This window comes from Gilvimarinus agarilyticus, from assembly GCF_000832015.1.
In the GTDB taxonomy this organism is placed as follows: domain Bacteria; phylum Pseudomonadota; class Gammaproteobacteria; order Pseudomonadales; family Cellvibrionaceae; genus Gilvimarinus; species Gilvimarinus agarilyticus.
The window spans coordinates 1,017,706-1,036,294 of record NZ_JXCJ01000001.1; the positions used below are offsets into that span (position 1 = coordinate 1,017,706).

14 protein-coding genes are annotated in these 18,589 nt (G+C 55.6%); 5 read left to right on the forward strand and 9 right to left on the reverse strand.

The window, feature by feature from the left end:
• Positions 1-18: 18 nt before the first annotated feature.
• The 6 genes from SD69_RS04450 to SD69_RS04475 all read right to left on the reverse strand — a co-directional run bounded on the left by SD69_RS04450 (position 19) and on the right by SD69_RS04475 (position 5,715).
• The gene (locus SD69_RS04450) at positions 19-429 is read right to left on the reverse strand and encodes a hypothetical protein (RefSeq protein ID WP_041522257.1); all 411 of its coding nucleotides are present in this window, start codon (positions 427-429) and stop codon (positions 19-21) included.
• Positions 426-2,087 carry a S41 family peptidase gene (locus SD69_RS04455; protein WP_041522258.1) on the reverse strand — a complete coding sequence of 554 codons (1,662 nt, stop codon included), beginning with the start codon at positions 2,085-2,087 and terminating at the stop codon, positions 426-428. Before SD69_RS04455 ends, SD69_RS04450 begins: the two co-directional genes overlap by 4 nt.
• 64 nt (positions 2,088-2,151) lie before the next feature.
• Positions 2,152-3,801, reverse strand: a complete 1,650-nt coding sequence (gene ubiB, locus SD69_RS04460; protein WP_041522259.1) for a ubiquinone biosynthesis regulatory protein kinase UbiB — start codon at positions 3,799-3,801, stop codon at positions 2,152-2,154.
• Positions 3,801-4,427, reverse strand: coding sequence for a ubiquinone biosynthesis accessory factor UbiJ (locus SD69_RS04465; RefSeq protein WP_041522260.1), 627 nt, complete (start codon positions 4,425-4,427; stop codon positions 3,801-3,803). The genes ubiB and SD69_RS04465 overlap by 1 nt, the downstream gene beginning before the upstream one ends.
• On the reverse strand, positions 4,427-5,176 hold the full coding sequence (gene ubiE / locus SD69_RS04470; protein ID WP_041522261.1) for a bifunctional demethylmenaquinone methyltransferase/2-methoxy-6-polyprenyl-1,4-benzoquinol methylase UbiE: 750 nt from the start codon (positions 5,174-5,176) through the stop codon (positions 4,427-4,429). Before ubiE ends, SD69_RS04465 begins: the two co-directional genes overlap by 1 nt.
• 80 nt (positions 5,177-5,256) lie before the next feature.
• Positions 5,257-5,715, reverse strand: a complete 459-nt coding sequence (locus tag SD69_RS04475; protein ID WP_052480886.1) for an RDD family protein — start codon at positions 5,713-5,715, stop codon at positions 5,257-5,259.
• Positions 5,716-5,881: 166 nt separating this feature from the next.
• Here SD69_RS04475 and SD69_RS04480 point away from each other — a divergent pair, with 166 nt between their 5' ends.
• The 5 genes from SD69_RS04480 (at position 5,882) to SD69_RS04500 (ending at position 15,119) form a co-directional block, all read left to right on the forward strand.
• Positions 5,882-6,727: a sugar phosphate isomerase/epimerase family protein gene (locus SD69_RS04480; RefSeq protein ID WP_041522262.1), complete on the forward strand. Its 846-nt coding sequence runs from the start codon at positions 5,882-5,884 to the stop codon at positions 6,725-6,727.
• Between the two features lie 187 nt (positions 6,728-6,914).
• Positions 6,915-8,645: an autotransporter assembly complex protein TamA gene (locus SD69_RS04485; protein ID WP_198144053.1), complete on the forward strand. Its 1,731-nt coding sequence runs from the start codon at positions 6,915-6,917 to the stop codon at positions 8,643-8,645.
• Entirely contained in the window at positions 8,642-12,274 is a 3,633-nt protein-coding gene (locus SD69_RS04490) for a translocation/assembly module TamB domain-containing protein (RefSeq protein WP_041522263.1), read from the forward strand. The genes SD69_RS04485 and SD69_RS04490 overlap by 4 nt, the downstream gene beginning before the upstream one ends.
• Before the next feature lie 270 nt (positions 12,275-12,544).
• Positions 12,545-13,360, forward strand: coding sequence for a formate/nitrite transporter family protein (locus tag SD69_RS04495; protein WP_041522264.1), 816 nt, complete (start codon positions 12,545-12,547; stop codon positions 13,358-13,360).
• 43 nt (positions 13,361-13,403) lie between these two features.
• The gene (locus SD69_RS04500) at positions 13,404-15,119 is read left to right on the forward strand and encodes a bifunctional protein-serine/threonine kinase/phosphatase (RefSeq protein WP_041522265.1); all 1,716 of its coding nucleotides are present in this window, start codon (positions 13,404-13,406) and stop codon (positions 15,117-15,119) included.
• Between the two features lie 33 nt (positions 15,120-15,152).
• Here the strand turns inward: SD69_RS04500 and SD69_RS04505 are convergent, their stop codons facing one another.
• The 3 genes from SD69_RS04505 to SD69_RS04515 are packed head-to-tail and all read right to left on the reverse strand — an operon-like array spanning position 15,153 to position 18,436.
• Positions 15,153-15,560, reverse strand: a complete 408-nt coding sequence (locus SD69_RS04505; protein ID WP_052480888.1) for a type 2 periplasmic-binding domain-containing protein — start codon at positions 15,558-15,560, stop codon at positions 15,153-15,155.
• A gap of 11 nt (positions 15,561-15,571) precedes the next feature.
• On the reverse strand, positions 15,572-16,801 hold the full coding sequence (locus tag SD69_RS04510) for a hypothetical protein (RefSeq protein WP_052480889.1): 1,230 nt from the start codon (positions 16,799-16,801) through the stop codon (positions 15,572-15,574).
• Positions 16,802-16,825: 24 nt separating this feature from the next.
• Positions 16,826-18,436, reverse strand: coding sequence for a methyl-accepting chemotaxis protein (locus tag SD69_RS04515; RefSeq protein WP_041524438.1), 1,611 nt, complete (start codon positions 18,434-18,436; stop codon positions 16,826-16,828).
• Between the last annotated feature and the right edge of the window lie 153 nt (positions 18,437-18,589).

The window sequence follows — 18,589 nt, forward strand, 5'->3', positions numbered from 1 at the left end:
CCGTTCACCGTTCACCGTTCACCGTTCACCGTTCACCGGCTCACACGTTGCTGCCGGCAGGGGCCATTCGCGTTCACTTTGTCGGTGTTTTATTCGGCACTGACCATTCACAAGGTACAACTCGAAGTGATCTGGACGGTCGCGCCAGATCCCCTGGGCGCCGCTGGCGTCCAGGCTGCGCGGCCGGCTGGCGGCATCGATAATCAGCACGGGCTCTGTGGTGAGCGCTTGCTGCGACAGTGTTACTTCGGTTTGCAACGCATCGCTAACGATACCTTTAAGTTGCGCTCGCACAGTATCGTCGGGCGTAACCAGCAGGGCGGGTTGTGGCCCGTTGCTCGGGGTGTTTTGACAGCCGCTCAGTATGCCTGCCAGCAACGCGGCTGCGCATAAGCGGCTCAATAATGTGGTGATTGCGGTTGCTCTCATAGTGTCGACCCCTTGTGGCGCAATAGCATATCGCCAAGCCCCGGAGGTTGTTGTATAACGGCGTTTTCTGTGGCGGTTGCGCCGGCTTTTTGTCGCTCGCTCAAGGTTTTATTGCTACTGCTGGCGGGGCAGCTGCCGGTGTTGCGGTAGTGTAATGCAGCGGCCAAGCGCGCCTCGTTACTGTCGCCTAGGCTGTGCCCGTAATCGTCGGGCACCCAGCAGCCCGGTAGCTCAGCGGGGTTAGTGCTATTGCTGTTGCCGGGGAAGAAGCCGTCGCTGTACTCGCCAAATCCTTTCGCGTTAACCGATTTAAACTGCGTCGAGAAATAGCTGGTGCCGCAGTTGTCCACCACATAAGCGCCGTAGGGCTTGCCACAGGTGGCGGCGCCAATTTGCACTACCTCGACATCGATACCGATCAGACCGTTAATAATGGCCTCGGAGGCCGAGCAGGTGTCGGCACTGGTGAGCACATACACACGATCAAGGTTCAGAGCGGGTAATGCCTGACCGCCAATTTCAGAAAAACCCTGCGTCGTGGAGTGAAATTCCATAGGCGCCAGTGGCTCGCCGGTGAAAGGATCGATATTAGGGTGTTTATCGTTGAACTCGGTTGAGTTAAAGGTTTTATTGGCCGCATTGCTGCCAGCAATCATGTAGGCCAGCTGGTTGGCGATGTCCAGATAGCCGCCGCCGTTGTAGCGCAGATCCAGCACTAGATCGCTGACGCCCGCGCTGCGCAATTGCTCGATAGCGTTAATCAGCGCTGTCTCTGCTGTGGCGATGTGGGTATTAAATAAGAGGTAACCCACGTCGCCTGTTGCCGTGCTCAGAGTCTTAACCGTGGGCGTTGGGGCAATGGTGATTTCGGTGGAGTTGAGTTCAACCGTGCGCTCATCTGTGGCGTCTAAGTCGCGCACGGTAAAACGGTGGGTTTCGTTCAGCCCGGAGGGAAACAGTCCGGCGTTAAGCGTATCGATACCAGTATTGCTGTTATCGTAAACCGCATCGACGCCGTCAATTTCTAACACCTGTGCACCGCGACTCAGGCCGGCCTCCGCGGCCGGAGAGTTGGGCTGCACATACGACACCAGAATCTCCCGGGGCGGCACGGGAGACAGTATCGCCCACACGGCGCCAAAGCCGGCTTCAACCCCAGACTCGGTACGCTGCAGGTATTCGTCGGTGGGCGCACTCCAGTGAAATTGATCTTTGGGGGTGCCGGTGGGCGTAAGCTGCGTGGTTTTCATTAGCTGAAAGTACTCGGTGGTACTGTAAAACGCGGGGTTACGATCTTCTACCTCGTCATACCAGAGGTAGAACTCATTGGTCAGCGAGCGTAAAAAGAAGTTCTCTTCGAGGGTGCTGCCGGCCATGTCCGGGTAGGGCTGGTCGTTGTAGGGCGCAATCCCGGTGCGGGGGTTTTCGCAAAGGCTCCAGTAGTCGTCCGCCGGCTCGTAACTACCCTCAATCCAGGTAAGGTTTGAGGTGCTGGAAACGCTGCTTGAGCTGCTCGTGGCTGTGGCGCTCGAACTTGAGCGGGTTGCAAGGGGCTCGGGGCCTCCGCCACTGCTGCCGCCGCCACAGGCGGTTAAGCTTAAAAGAGCAATGGCCAGCAGGGTGCCAGTGGTGCGTGGTAGTTGTCGCTTAAAACTCATAGTTGCACATATCCTTTGTACTGAATGATTGATGGTTACTCGCGTTTTTATTGTGAATCGTTGTTTAGCGCCCGGCGATTATGGCTACCGCCGCTGTTGCGAGCAAGACCCAAAGGCCTGCCGGCAGCTGGTTTAGCTCGACGTTGGGCAGCTGCGCATTTACCTCACTTAAGGCCAGATACCCGGCGCCGGCGAGGCTGAGCAGCGCGGCGAAGTTGGCGTAGCGCCGGCGCCGCCGGGCTTTTTCTTGCCGGGCCAGTTGCGCGCGAGTGAGCGCCAGCTCCTGGCTCCACTCGCCGATGTTTTGCACTTGCTGCAAACCGTTAAACACTAAGTGCGGCACCTCGGGAAATTTTTCCAGCCACTCGGGGGCGTAGCGTTTTAGCTCGCCCCACAGAGTGCGCGGGTCAAACCTGTTTTTAAGCCAGCGCTCTAAAAATGGGTGCGCGGTGCTCCACAAATCTAGGTCGGGGTACAGTTGCCGGCCGAGCCCTTCGATATTGAGCAAGGTTTTTTGCAGCAGCACCAACTGCGGTTGTACCTCCATATTAAAGCGGCGCGCGGTACGAAACAGGCTTAATAATACATGGCCAAACGATATATCTTTGAGAGGCTTTTCAAAGATTGGTTCACACACGGTGCGCACGGCGGCCTCTAACTCCTCGACGCGCGTGTCCTCAGGAACCCAGCCACTTTGAATATGCAGCTCGGCCACCTGGCGGTAGTCGCGGCGGAACATGGCCAGCATATTGCGCGCTAAGTAATACTGATCGGCCCGGGTGAGCGAGCCGACGATGGCCATGTCGACGGCAATGTACTGCGGCTGCTCGGGGTGCTCGCGGGAGACAAAAATATTGCCCGGGTGCATGTCGGCGTGAAAAAAGTTGTGCTCAAATACTTGGGTAAAAAAGATCTCGACACCGCGCTCGGCGAGTTTTTTCATGTCGGTGTGCTGAGCTTCTAGCGCGTCGATCTGAGTGACTGGGATACCGGAGATGCGCTCCATGACCAGTACTTTATTACGGGTGTAGTCCCACATGATTTCGGGGATATACAGCAGTGGCGAGTGTAAAAAGTTACGCCGCAGTTGCGAGGCATTGGCCGCTTCGCGCTGTAAATCCAGCTCGTCAAAGATGGTCGTGCGGTAGTCCTCGACGACCTCCACCGGACGCAGGCGTTTGCCATCGGCGCTGTAGCGCTCCAGTCCACGCGCCAGCGCGTGCAGCAGCCGTGTGTCCTGGCTAATAACGCGCTCGATACCCGGGCGCACCACCTTCACCACCACTTCGCGGCCATCGTGTAACACCGCGGCGTGTACCTGTGCGACCGAGGCCGAGGCTAAAGGCTCGCGGTCGAACTGGGCGAAAATCGCATCGACGCTGTCGCCCAGTGAGCTCTCTACCAATTGGCAAAAGGTCTCTTTGGCAAAGGGCGGAACATTGTCTTGTAGCTCACTTAATGCCTCGACGATATCGGCGGGGATTAAATCCGGCCGGGTCGATAACAGCTGGCCGAATTTGACAAAGATGGGACCCAGTTGCTCGCACGCCAGACGCAACCTTTCTCCGCGGCTGAGTGAGCCGGCGGGGATCAGTCGCAGTGGACAAAGCAGTAGCCGCAGCCACCAGGGGATGTTGTGGCGCGGCAATAATAAATCCAGCCGAAAACGCGCAAACGTGAATACAATGCGGCACAGGCGAAGCAGAGAGTACATCAGTGGTCCTTATGATCGTTGTGCGCCTGTAAACGGGCGATGCGGGCACCAAGCCGGTCTACGGCAAAACGAGTGTCGTCAATATCGGCCACAAATGTGGCAAACTCTGAGCGGCCCAATACTGCGCCGGACTCCTCAGCCAGATATTCTCGTATCAGCCGCTCGGCACTTTGCGCTCGCTCGCGGCCCCAGCGGCCCGCCCCGCGAACAGATTGCGCGAGGGCGTGGGCGGGCAGGGTGCCGATGATGTCAGCCAGCGCCAGTTCCCAGTCGATGTCCAGCTGCCCCATCAGCCCTTGCAACTGCGCCAACACACCGGCGTTGCCACTGATGCTAACGCCGCTGCCGTATAAGCTGTGTTGATCGGCAAACAGTAGTTTGGCGATATCGGTACCGCTGCCGCTCAGGGTGGCGGCCAGCTCGCCCTCGTAATGGCCGCTTAAGGCAATGCCGCTTGCGGTAAATTGCAGGTAGATTTTTTGTGCCGGCTGGGTGCAATCGAGCAGTAAAGTTTGGCCCGCCAGCTTGGCCAGCTGCGCGCGAGTGCCCGGGTCGTACTCAAGTGCTTTGGCGGCGGCTTTTTCCAGCGCCGTGAGTACAGCGGTAATGGCGGTTGGGTCGGCCATTAGGGTTTAACACCCATATGGAGCGCCACAATCCCGCCGGTCATGTTTTGAAACTCCGTCATCACAAAGCCGGCGTTGTCCATCATGCCTTGCAGGGTCTTTTGATCCGGGTGCATGCGGATCGACTCGGCCAAATAGCGGTAGCTATCAGCGTCGTTGGTAATGAGTTTGCCCATCAGCGGCAGCAGCGAGAACGAGTAGGTGTCGTAGGCTTTTTCCAGCAGCGGGTTGGCGGGCTTGGAAAACTCCAAAATCAGCAATCGGCCGCTGGGCTTTAGCACCCGCAGCATCGCCGCGAGCGCCAGGTCTTTATCAGTGACGTTGCGCAAACCAAAGGCGATGGTGATGCAGTCGAAGGTGTTGTCCGGAAAGGGTAAGTACTGGGCGTCGGCTTGAGCGCAAGTAAGGTTGCCGGCGACGCCGCGATCGGTTAACCGGTCGCGCCCGACATTGAGCATCGAGGCGTTGATGTCGGCCAGTACCACTAACCCCTCGGGGCCTACCTTTTGCGCAAACTGGTAGGATAAGTCGCCGGTTCCGCCGGCTATATCCAGTACTTTGTGGCCGGTGCGTACCGCGGATTTTTCAATGGTGTAGCGCTTCCACAACCGGTGTACGCCACCCGACATTAAATCGTTCATCAGGTCGTATTTACCGGCGACCGAGTGAAACACATCGGCAACGCGTTCGGCCTTTTTATCGACCTCGACCTGCTCAAAACCGAAGTGAGTGGTTTTTTTCTCGCTCATAGCACACCTTGCCTGTCGCCGGATTTGGGGCCGCTATTGTAACCGAGCCGGCTCGTACGCGCGACCGGCGCGGCAGGCGATTACGGCTTTGTGCGGATGACCAAGGTGCGGGCGAGCTTATCGTGCCAGCCCTGTTTGCGCGGGTCCCAGAGTATCCATAAAAACCCGAGCCCCAATGGCAGTAGTGACAGGTAGTAACCGAGATAGCGCACCAGCAGCTGCCAGGGTGCGGGTTTGGCGAGGCTTGTGGCATCGACGATGTAGGCCCGGAGCAGTAGTTTGCCCGGTGTGGCGGCCTTAATAAGCCAAAACACCAGAGTAAACACAGCGGGGATGCCGTAATTGACCCAGGCGTCGTCGCCCCCAGCCAGTAGCATGTCCAGGCCGCTATCCATGTGGCGGTAGGCGAATACAATCGCCCCAATCAGGAGCGGTAAAACCAACAGCGAGTCAATAATGCAGGCGCCCAAGCGCGTCCCAAAGCCAACGTACTCTGGCGCGGGCAGAGTTTGGCTAGCGGCGTTGGCTGGTGTAGGCATAGGGTAAGTTTACTGTGTTAGCGACTGCAAGTATGGGTAAAGATTACTCGTCTGGCGTGGTTGAGTGGCTATACTGATGCCCGCTTCGGGCGTTTGCCCGCAGGCTTTGACTGAGCAGCTAGGCGGCAGTTCCTGCCCTACAACAAATAATGAACGGAGTGCCATTATGCATGGTTTTAAACGATTTTTGGCGTATTGCTTACTAACGGCAACGGCGTTAACCGGTACGGCCAACGCCGCAGAGCCTGAACTTAGTGTTCAACTGTGGTCGGTTAAAGATGATTTAACCGAAGACTTTAAAGGAACACTGGAGGCTCTGGCAGACATGGGTTTTGACGGGGTGGAGTTTGCCGGCAACTTTGGCCCCTACGCCGATGACCCGGCGGGTCTCAAAGAGTACCTGGCCAGTATTGGCTTAGAGGCCTCTGGCGCCCACCTTGGTTTTGATCAGCTGGCCGATGACAAACTCTACCAAACGGCGGCGTTTTACCTGGCGTTGGGTGCCGAGTATCTGGTGGTGCCTTGGGATGACCGAGCCTTTAGTGCCGACGGTGTAGAAGCCGTCGTGGCTGATTTGAACGCCGCGGCGAGCAAGCTCGCGCCATACGGCTTGATGACCGGTTATCACAACCACGCGCAAGAGTTGGCGCCCTACCAAGGAACCACCTACTGGGATTATATCGCCGCGAATACTGATGACCGTGTGATCATGCAGCTGGATGCGGGTTGGGCTACGGTTGCTGGCAAAGATGCCGCCGTTTATATCCGCAAATACCCGGGCCGCACTTTGGCCACCCACATCAAAGCGGGGCTGCCCGAGGGCACAACGGGTAAAAAGACCATTCTAGGACAAGATGTGGCTGACTGGGCCGCCGTGGTAACGGCAGCGCGTGAAGTGGGCGGCACCGAGTGGTTGGTGGTCGAGCAGGAGGAATACCCCGAAGGTATGTCGCCACTGGAGTCGGTCGAGGCTTCGGTGAATGGGTTGCGCGAGATTATGGCGAATATGTGACCACATCGTGTGCGGTATTAATTGGGCGCCTTAGGGCGCCCTTTTTATTGGTCTGTAGGCCAAGCAGAATGCTAAACTAGCTTAGCTCCACGTCGGCCAAAACGCAGTGGAGCTGGCCTCGTGTTGCAACTTCCGGCAGGGATGGCTTGTCTGAAAGGTTGCTCACACTGAATTTAGTATGGACCCTATGTCGCCAAAGATCGCGCGCCTGCTGTTAGTTGGTGCCCTTATTCAGACGCCTCTGGCACTTGCCATCGAGCCCAAGCTTGAATTGGTGGGCGGCTCTGATGCGCTGCGTGACAACATCCGCGCTTACCTCGACCTTGGCAGCCAATCTTGCCGGTTGGCACGCTGGCACGTGCGCGCGCTGGGGCGTGAGCTGGATAGCAAAGTGGACGAAGCCGCCCGTGCGCTCGGTTACTACCACCTGAGCAGTAAAAAAGAGTTTGTGCGCGAGAACGACTGCTGGCGTCTCACCCTTAATATCACGCCGGGCCCGGCGGTTGCCTACGAAGAGGTGAATATTCATATCAGCGGCGAGGGCAAAGACAATCGTCGCCTGCTTAATGCGCGTTCGAATAATCCACTACGCGCCGGCAGCCAGCTCGATCACGGCCGCTACGAGGCGTACAAAAATAGTTTGCTAAAAGCCGCCAACACTCAAGGTTACTTTGATGCAGATTTTCGTCGCGCTGAAGTGCTGGTAAGCCAGGAGCGCAACACAGCACGGGTAAATATCGAGCTGGATACCGGCGATCGATACCGCCTGGGGGATATAAAAGTTACCCACGATATCCTCAACGATGACCTTATTGACCGCTACGTCACGTTGGAGGAAGGGGATGAGTACAACGCTGACGACTTAGTGCGTTTAAAAAGCGAGCTACAAGCCAGTAATTATTTTGGCGGTGTCAACGTTGTGCCGCAAATGCAGTCGCTAAACGATGGCACCGTTCCGGTTAATATCGACTTAAACGCCGGCCCTAAACACAGTTACTCGGCGGGTATCGGTTACGCATCGGATACCGGGCCGCGTATTTTGTTGGGTTATGAAAATCGTTACTTAAACGATCGCGGCCACAAACTTGATGTCAACATCAATGCCTCGGAAGTGATCACCACTTATATGGTGAGCTACTCGATCCCTATGGCGCGCCCCGCCTATCAAGTGTTGCGTGGTTATACGGGTTTTACGCAGGAAAAAATCAACGACTCTACCAGTAACCGCTTGGCGACCGGGGTGAACTACTCCAGTTGGGAGAACAGTGCCTGGCTGAATAATTATGGCTTGAGTTATGAGAAAGAAGATTACTCGTTTGGGGATGACCCGGCGCAGCACTCGGAGTTGATTATCCCTCTGTACAGCACCTCTTATTCAAGCGCTAAAGATGTGAATTATCCGCGTCGCGGCTGGAACGTCACCATGCGCTTAAAGGGGGCCAGCGAATCGCTTATTTCCAGCACCGATTTTTTGCAGGCCTATGGCCGGCTAAAAGTAATTTTGCCGTTAGGCGACGATAGTCGCCTGCTGTTGCGTGGCGAAGCCGGGGTTACCGAAATTGACGATTTTGACAAGCTGCCGATCTCGCTGCGCTTTTTTGCCGGTGGCGATTCCAGTGTGCGCGGTTACGGCTATAAAACCCTCGGCCCCACCAACGATGACGATATTGTGGTTGGCGGCTCGCGCCTGTTAACGGGCAGTGTCGAGTATGATTACCGCATTTTTGGCGACTTTAGTGTGGCAACGTTTTACGACGAGGGTACAGCGTTTAATAAAGGCTACCTCGATCGCTATCGCGGCGTGGGGGTCGGCGTGCGCTGGATCTCACCGGTGGGACCAGTGCGCGCCGATGTCGCCCGAGCGCTCGATGGCGACGAAGGTTGGCGCCTGCATTTAAGTGTGGGGCCCGACTTGTGATCAAGCGCGTATTGCTGCGGGGGCTGTTGTCAGTCGTCGTCTTATTAATGACGCTTATCAGCGTGGTAACACTGGTGTTGGTTACCGAGCCGGGCACGCGCTGGCTGCTCGATCAGGTGCGCGGTGCCACCGCCCTCGAGTACCAGCAGCTGGATGGCAACTTAATGACCGGCGTGCGCTTGGAGCAGGTGCAATACACCTTGCCCGGCGGAGAGTATCGCGCCGAAGCGCTCGAGTTAAGCTGGCACCCGGCGGGCGTTATCTGGGGCGCGCTGGTGGTGGATACCCTGGCGGTTACGGGCTTAGACATAAACCTAACCACGAGCCCGGAGGCGCCCGATACCGAGCCGCAAGAGGCGTTTAGCTGGCCAGAGTTGAGCTTGCCGGTTGCCATTGTGGTGCGCAACTTAACGCTAGATCGCGGTTACGTGGCGGTGAATGATCAAGCCTATTACGTGGATGCAGTTACCGCCAGCGCCCGCTATGGCCCAGGCAGTTTGGTGGTTGATGAGCTTCAGGTGCGCACAGCGGCCAGTGAGGCCAGTTTAAGTGGTAGTGCCGAACTCAGTTACCCCTACTCACTGGATACCCAGTTAAACTGGGATTTACAGCCGTTACCCGACGATAGCCACGCATCCGATGTGATGCACTTTGTGCCCGCTGCCGTGTTAGATCGTGCGCCCTCCGGGCAGCAGGTGTTACAAGGTGATATTACCGACCTAATGGTGGATGTCTCGCTGCAGCGACCCTTCGAGCTATCGCTTGCCGGCCGTTACCTTACTGGCCTGGATGAACAGCCCGCGGCCATCGATGCCGAGCTGTCGTGGCCGCGCCAACCCATTGCCGCGCTCGGTATCGAGGTCGAGGCACTCGTCGGCAGCGATACCTCGGGCACACTGGCCGTTAATGGGTGGCTTGATGATTACAATGCCACGCTGCAGGGTGAGTTTATTCACCCCAATTACCCAAGCCTAACGCTCTCGATGGATGTCAGTGGTGATACCCAGCACCTGGTATTACACGACTCGGCATTTGGTGCCTCGGGCTCGACGCTGGAGGCGAGTGGCCAGCTTGATTGGGCCGATGGATTGGGCTGGGATTTGGCGCTTAACGCTGAGCACTTAAACCCCGGGATGTTACTCGACGGTTGGCCAGGCGACATTCAGGCCGAGGTGGTCACCAAAGGGGTTCAGCGTGAAGGTGACCTGGACATAACTGTTGATATCAACACGCTGGCCGGGCAGTTGCGCGGATTGGCGCTAAACGGGCGCGGCGCGGTGGCCTATAACGGCGAGCGTTGGCAGTTTACCGATGTGGCGGCGTCGCTCGGGGCCAATCAGGTGGCGGTAAGCGGTAGTTTGAGTGAGCAGTACAATATTGCCTGGGATATTCAGGCACCAATCTTAGCCCAGATCGACCCGAGCCTGGGGGGGAGCCTTACCGCCACAGGTAAACTCAGCGGTAATATTGCCACTCCTAAAATTGCGCTCAATGCCGAGGGCGAAGCGCTGCATTGGCAGGACTATCAGGTGGCGAACCTGAGTTTGCATACCAGCTCGGATGACATTAAAAGCGGCCGCTTGATGCTCACCGCCGAGGCGAGTGAATTACTGCTGGCAGGGGTCGAGTTAGCCGCTACCACTGTCGTTATTGACGGCGGAGCCGAGCAACACACCTTGTCGCTAGATGTTGTACAAGACGGCCAAAACGACCTGCAATTAATGCTGGCAGGCGGTTGGGATGGCGAGCAATGGCGCGGCGATATTGAACAGCTGCAAGTGCGCTCAGCCTATGCCCGGACGATGAATTTGCGTCAACCGGCCGCACTGGAGCTGGCCGCCGACGCGGCTAGTTTGCAATCACTGTGCATGGTTAATCAGCGCGGCGCAGGCAATAGGTCGGATAATAATGCCGCCGCCAATACACCCACGGCAGTGAATGCCCGCCTTACATCGCCGGGTGAGGGCGCGCAGGACGTAGCGACGCCACGCCACGCCGGCACCGATTTATGCCTGGCCGGCACATGGCGCGCACAAGGCTTAACGGAAGGGGCAGTTACCATTAACCGTCTGCCACTGGCGTTATTGCGCCGCTGGTTAAAAGACGAGGTAGACGTCGAAGGTTTTGTCCAAGGTAAAGCCACATTGCACTGGCCTGCAGCTGAGTCGCAAACGGTCGCGCTCGAATTGGCCGCGCAAGAAGCCGCCTTTATTTATCACCTGGAGGATAATGACAGCGACCGATACCCTATGCAGGATTTACACGTCACGGCGAATTATCAAGATCAGCAACTGAGCGCTAACCTAGGTGTGGCGTTTGAGGAATACGGCCAATTGCAGGGCACTCTAAAAGCGCACACGGATGATCGCTCGCTGGACGGTAAACTTGATATTGCGCTCGATAACCTCTCGCCGCTTGAGGCGTTGCTGCCGGCCATCAGCAATATCAAAGGGGCGCTGAATGGCGCGGTCAATATTGCCGGCTCGCTCGATGCCCCCAGTGCGACTGTCGATTTGGCACTGGCCGATGGCGCGCTTGAACTGCCTTCACTTGGCGTCGACTTAACCGCGTTAAATGCCACCGTTAGAGGCGACCACAATAATTTGGCCCTTGAAGCTCAGGCAGCCGCAGGCGAGGGGAGCGTGAGTGTCTCGGCGCGGGGGAGTGATTTGTTGTCGTCCGAGTGGCGTATCGACGCTGGTGTCGAAGGCGAGCGCGCCAAAGTAATGGCGATTCCGGCGTTGACGCTATGGCTAACTCCCGACATTGATATAAAAGTCAACGCAAGCTCGTTTGATATCTCGGGCAGCGCCAGCGTGCCGGAGGCACATGCGGTCATTAGTACGCTGCCGGTATCAGCCACCAAGGTCTCCGATGACGTAGTCGTGATCGACGCTGAGAAAGATCCGGGGCAGAGTAAAGGCATGGCAATGCACATGAATCTGGACATTGCCTTGGGCGATAAAGTGACACTGGACGCGGCCGGCTTTAAAGCCCGTATTGGCGGCAATATGTCACTCAATAAAGTACCCGAGCGAGCTATGTACGCCGTGGGTAACATTGAGATTATCGACGGCCGCTATCAATCGTTTGGGCAAAATCTCACGATTGAGCGGGGTATCTTATCGTTTCAAGGGCCGTTGGATGACCCGGGCTTAAATGTTACCGCGACCCGCGAGGTGGAAGAAACCACCGTGGGCTTAATGATTGGCGGCACCTTGCAGCAGCCCGTCACCGAGATCTTCTCCCGCCCGCAAGTCAGTGACAGTAACGCTATGTCGATGTTATTTACCGGCAAGCCGCTCGATGGTGCTTCATCGGGCGAGGGCGCTATTTTGGTCAACGCCATCGCTAAGCTCGGCATTAAACGTGGGCAGTTTTTGGCTGATGATATCGCCGGCCGCTTTGGTTTAGATGAGCTGACCATTAAATCCGATGACGACGTAAAAGACAGTCGCCTGTGGCTGGGTAAGTACATTACCGAAGATTTGTATGTGCACTACGCCATTGGTTTGTTCGACAGCTTGTCGAGTGTGGGCTTAACGTATTTTTTAAACGATAACTTCCGCATCGAGGCCGAGTCCGGCGAGGTGCAAAGCGCTGATCTGATTTTCCGTATGCAGCGTTAATCTTTAGTATCCATCTGTCTCCTTTTGGTGCGCCTGCACAGCGTCTTCGCCAAAAAGTATTGTTGTGGTGCATAAATATTGCCGCTCATGCGGGCGCTTATTTTTTGCAGGGCACTAATTTGGTGCGATTTATTTGGCTTTCCCTTTTGCCTTTAATCTGGCTCTTTAGATAATTGTCATGTTTTTCAGTGGCTTAGCGATAATATAGGGCGTTGGCATAATGCTTGCCATAGCTCCTTTAACTGTCCTACTACTGCTAAAGGAAACCCCATGGCTTATATCGAACCCTCCGAGTTTGTGACCAAAATGGTCGACGCTGGTGAGCAGAAAGTTTATATGTCCACCAAAGATACTCTCATTCGCGCCTTTATGGCCGGCGCCATTTTGGGGCTGGCGGCAATGTTCGCCATTACCGTAATGGTTAAAACCGGCAGCCCCTTAATTGGTGCGATACTCTTCCCGGTTGGTTTTATCATGCTGTATTTGATGAAGTTTGACCTGTTAACCGGTGTGTTTACGCTGGTGCCACTGGCGCTATTGGATAAGCGCCCGGGGGTTACTTTTGGCCAGGTGATGCGCAACTGGGGGTTGGTGTTTTGCGGTAACTTCGGCGGTGCCCTTACCGTCGCCTTTTTGATGTCGTTTATTTTGACCTACGGTTACAACGTTGACGGCGGCGCTCTGGCGGCTAAAGTTAGCAGCATTGGCGAGTCGCGTACGGTGGGCTACCAAGCTCACGGCTTAGATGGCTGGTTGACGATTTTCATCCGTGGCATGCTGTGTAACTGGATGGTTTCTATGGGCGTGGTGGGTGCGATGATTTCGACCTCGGCCACCGGCAAAATGGCGGCCATGTGGATGCCAGTGATGCTCTTCTTCTTTATGGGCTTTGAGCACTCGATTGTTAATATGTTCTTGTTCCCTTTCTCAATGATTATGGGTGGTGACTTTACCGTAGCCGATTATCTTGTGTGGAACGAGCTTCCTACGGTTTTGGGTAATTTGGCCGGTGGCTTGTTGCTGGTTGGTTTGCCTCTTTACCTGACACACGTACGTACTAGCCCCGAGCGTAAAGTTGGCCGCTAGTCACCTACCGGTTTGCTCCGCCCGGTAACGGGCGGAGTTTTTTATGGCAGAGACATTAAAAGTTCGTATCGGTCAGTGCACCGATAAAGGCCGCAAAGCCGTTAATCAGGATTTTATCGGAACCTGTATTCCCAAAGAGCCTCTGTTAAGTAGCAAAGGCATTGTGCTGGCCCTCGCCGATGGAATTAGCAGCAGCAACGTCAGTCAGATCGCCAGCGAAACGGCTGTGTCGAGCTTCGTCGACGACTATTACTGCACATCGGAATCCTGGTCAGTAAAAAATGCCGCACGCAAAGTGCTGCAGGCAACCAACTCCTGGCTCTACTCGCAGACCCGTAACAGCCCCTATCGTTATGAGCGCGACAAAGGTTACATCTGTACCTTTTGTGCGTTGATCGTTAAATCCCATACGGCGCATTTATTTCACAGTGGTGATAGCCGCATCTACCGACTGGCTGATAACTCGCTCGAACCACTCACCGAAGATCATCGCAATCGCGTAAGCCCGGACGTTAGTTACCTGACCCGGGCACTGGGTGTGCAGCAAGCGTTAGAGGTGGATTACCGCGAGCAGCCGCTGGAAGAGGGCGACCGCTTTATGTTGGCCACTGACGGTGTTTATGAGTTTGTCTCTGACGCCGAGATTTTTCAGGCGCTGGCGGAGCATCAAGATAGCTTAGATCGCGCCGCTCAGATGATTGTCGATACCGCGCTGGCCAATGGCAGTGACGATAACCTCAGCGTTCAGTTGTTGCATGTCGAGCAGCTGCCCGCGCAGCAAATACATGAAGTGCACCGGCAGCTGCACAGTCTGCCATTCCCCCCGCGTTTGCAACCGCGTATGGAGTTTGATGGTTTTACGATTGTGCGCGACATTTACATCAGTAGCCGCAGTCATGTGTTTTTGGCCGAGGATCAGCAAACCAGGCAAAAAGTGGTGATTAAAACACCCTCGGTGGAGGCGCGCGGTAATCAGGATTACCTAGAGCGCTTTTTAATGGAGGAGTGGATTGCCCGACGTATTGATAACGTGCACGTTTTAAAGGCGCCGTTGGTCGAGCGCAAGCGGCGTTATCTGTACGTGGTGACCGAGTACATCGAGGGGCAAACGCTGGTGCAATGGATGCGCGACAACCCTCAGCCAAGTCTCGAGCAAGTGCGCGATATTATCGATCAGCTTGCCCGAGGCTTGCAGGCATTTCACCGACAGGAAATGATTCATCAAGATTTGCGGCCCAATAACATCATGATTGATGCCAGCGGTACGGTTAAAATCATTGATTTTGGTGCGACCAAAGTCGCCGGTGTAACGGAGATGACGCGGGATGATCACAGCATTCAGGGCACCGCGCAATTTACCGCGCCGGAGTATTTTAGTGGCGACGAGACAGGCTTTTACTCCGACATTTTTTCGGTGGGAGTGATTGCTTACCAAATGCTTAGCGGTGATTTACCCTATGGCACTGCTGTGGCCAAAGCCAATAACCGTCGTGCTCAGCAAGCGCTGAGTTATCGCTCGTTATTGCTTAGGCGCAAAGAGTTACCCGTGTGGGTCGATGAGGCGTTACGTAAAGCGGTGGCGATAAAACCCCATAAACGCTATCAGGAGTTAAGTGAACTGCTGGCGGATCTACGCAAACCGAATCGCGCGTTTAGTCATAAAACTCGCGCCCCGTTAATCGAGCGCAACCCTGTGCAGTTTTGGCAAGGAGTCGCGCTGATTTTATTTTGTCTACTCGTGTGGCAGTGGGTGCCCTAAGCGCGGGCACAATAATGTGCGCCCGCGTTTATGTTAAGGCGTAAACACCACCTTTACCGATCCATCAACCTCGCCCGGCTCAATATAACCAATAGCGCCTGGCGTGCTCGCAACGGCGGCTTTTACCGCAGTGGTAGAGTCCAGCGAGCGTGGCGGCTGCCCCTTCCCGGTAAATACCTGCTTAGACCAAAACGCATTTAACTGCGCCTGAGAGCGACCGGTGACGGTCGTGTGAAACTCCTCACGCAAAGGATTACCGCCGCTTAGGTCGATCGGGTCGGCGGTTTGACCTCCGGGTAGTTGTTTACTGCGGCCGATGTAAAGATCACGTACCTGATCTTTTTCCATCGCATCTGGCCCCGACGGGTGAGTAATAACCACAAAGTCCGCCAGTGCCATCGGTGCGATCAATGAGAGCGATAGTAATAGAGATTTCATCATGGCTATGCTCCTTAAAACGCCGAGTCGATTTTAATAGAGTAAACATCGGCGTCGTCGTAGGCGATGGTGGGGGCAAAGTTGCCATCCAGTCCGCCACCGGTATTGCCAAAGTCGCTGGTGCGGGTGACATCAAACTTGACCGCAACGTTGCTCATCACATCCCAGCGCACGCCTAAGCTATAGGCTTTGCGCTCCAGATTGGCAATTTCCGAGCCCGATAACACACTCACATCACCGTAGTAGGGGCTGCCGGGAGTCGTCAGGGCGGCAAAGGCGCCGAGTCTGGTTAGCGGGCGTTCGTCGTCATCGGTGCTTTCGGTCATCGAGAAAGTCGCGTAAGGACTGAAGGCGCCAAAGGTGCGAGCCAAGGTAATGTAGCCCGACTCGGTATCGGCGGTAGGGCCGTCGATCTCGAGACTGGTGAGTTCGGAGATCACCTGCCAGGTGCCGTCGTTGTAACTAAAGCCCACACCCATAAAAGTGGTGTCGAGTTTATCACCACCAGTGGTAATTTCTGCCTGGGCCAAGTTGGCGCGCAACGTCCAGATAAAATCAGTCCAGGTAGCCGAGCCGCCCACTAAATCATTGACCGCTAAGCGCGCTACCTGACCACCGGCAAGAGAGATAGTCTCGTCCGACTCGCCCACAAAACCTTGTAACGACAAGGTCGAGTTATCCAGCGATATGTCGTACAAGCCGTCTACCCCAGTGTAACTGGTAACGGGTACCGCACCGTATACTTCGACTGGTGGGCGAATCCAGGGTTGTGCGTAGCCCACTTCGAGGGAGTCGGAGTACATAAACAATGGCAGACGCATTTTACCCGCGCGCATAGTAAAGGCCGGCGTAAATTGATGGCTGATATAGGCCCATTCGATGCCCGGGTCCCAGTCCTCGCGACCGCGGCCCACCAACTGCATGGTCACCTCGGTGTTGTCGGTTAAGGTAAAGGCGCCTTGCAAACCAAACAGGCTTTCGTTGTTAAACGTGCCCTCTTCGGTGTAACCGGCGTAGCCGCCATCATTGCTGGCAACGCCATAGGCTAAGCTTAAAAAGCCGTTAAAACGCAGGCGGTCTTCACTGGCTTGGGTGCTGCTAACTTGCGACTGCAGGTTGGCAACTTGCTGCTCCAGCTGTTGTAGGCGTTCGGCATCGGATTGTGCGTTAGCGGCTTGGCTGCACAGCAAAAGGCAGCCAAGGCTTGCCATCGTTGCTGTTGCTAAGTGAATTCGTTGAGCCATAAGTGGCAACTCCTTGTGAGAAAATCAAACTTTAAATTGCGCCGCGATATGGCCGAGACGCTTTGAAATGTCATCGATATCTTGGCAGATTTCGTTGGTCGCACTGGTGCTGTCTGTGACAGTCTCGGTATTTTGATGAATGCTGGTCACGTGGCTGAGCACCTCGTTAAAGGTGGCGCTTTGCTCATGGGTAGCGGCGGCAATCTGATCGTTAAAGCTGCTAATTTGCTGCACACTGGACAAAATGGTGCGCAGCGCAAGCTCTGACTCCTGAGTGGCTGCCACACCGGTGTTGGCTTTTTCGACACTCGATTGCATAGCGTTTACCGCGCTTTGCGAAACGCTCTGCAGCTCGCCAATCACATTGTGAATTTCTTCAGTGGCCTGACGGGTACGCACCGCAAGTTGGCGTACTTCATCGGCCACCACGGCAAACCCCCGGCCGTGCTCACCTGCGCGGGCCGCTTCAATGGCGGCGTTAAGGGCCAGCAAGTTGGTTTGCTCGGCGACGTTTTGAATGGTGTTGAGCAACTTGCCCACGTCGCTACTAAAACCATCAAATTGATTTACTACATCGGCAGACTCTTTCACGTCACCGGCGAGTGCTGTAATGGTGGTGACGTTGGTGTTTAAGGTGGCTTGCCCTTGCTCGGCGGCCTGGTTGATTTCACCGGCCTGGCTCGATGCGTTGCTGGCAAACTCGGCCACTTCATGCACGCTGCTCATCAACTCTTCAATGGCGTTGCGCGTTGAGGCAATTGCCTGGGCCTGCGCCGCAATCTCATTGACGTTGCGTGAGCTGGTATCGGTGAGCCGGTTGGAGACGCTGCTAAGCGCACTGACATCGCTCAGCATCTCCGCAAACGAGCCGTGGAGTTTTTCAACAAAGCTATTAAAGTTATTCGCCAGCTCTAAAATCTCGTCGTGCCCGCGGTAATCGATGCGCGAGGTTAAGTCGCCCTCGCCCGAGGCCATAATCCGCAGCGAGTCTGACACCTGGGCGATGTTTCGGGTAATAGAGCGGCCAATGACCAGGGTTAGACCAATAAGCACCACCATCGCCGCAACGGCAATGGCGAGCGATATGCGCCCGGCGCTGGCCGATTCGGTTAAGGTCTGGGCAATGGACTGAGTAAAACGTTCTTTGGTGGCCTGCTTCATTTGCTCCAGCTGGGTCCGCAAATTCTCTAGGCGCTGGGCATTGGCGCGGGCTCGCTCGGCGATGCTGGAAAAGTCTACCGTGCCGTCGATAAAGCTCTGGGCGATTTCTTGCGCGGTTTTGTGCCACAGGCCGAGCTGCTCACCGGCAAGTTCACTGTCGTTGGCTGTCAGCTGGTCGATTGTTGCCAGCTCTTGCAAATTATTTTGAATCAGTTGCTGTTGTTGCTCGGCCTGAGCGAGTAAATCGGTATCGCCGGTGGTTACCGCGGCGTTTATGTTTTGCTCCATCAGTAGCAGCGTGCCCAAGTTGACGGTGTTGAGCTCAAGCGCCGGATACAGCTTGGTCTGCACGACAGTCAGCCGCCCGGCGTTGGCTCGCTCGACCAGTAGGCTATAGCCCTGAGAAATTAAGAAAGCCGCCAGTGCAATGGCAACCATCAGTAACAGCTTGTGAGAAATTTTTAATCGAAGCACGACATCATCCAAGGTAGTCAGCAAGCAAAAGCGGGGTAGGTTGATTTACTCCTGTGTAAGGGGGTTAGCGGCAGAAAGAGCTAAACGTTGAGCGTTATTTAGCAGAAAACTCGGCAGAGTTGTGGATGTGCGCGCCAATTTGGAACATAGGTT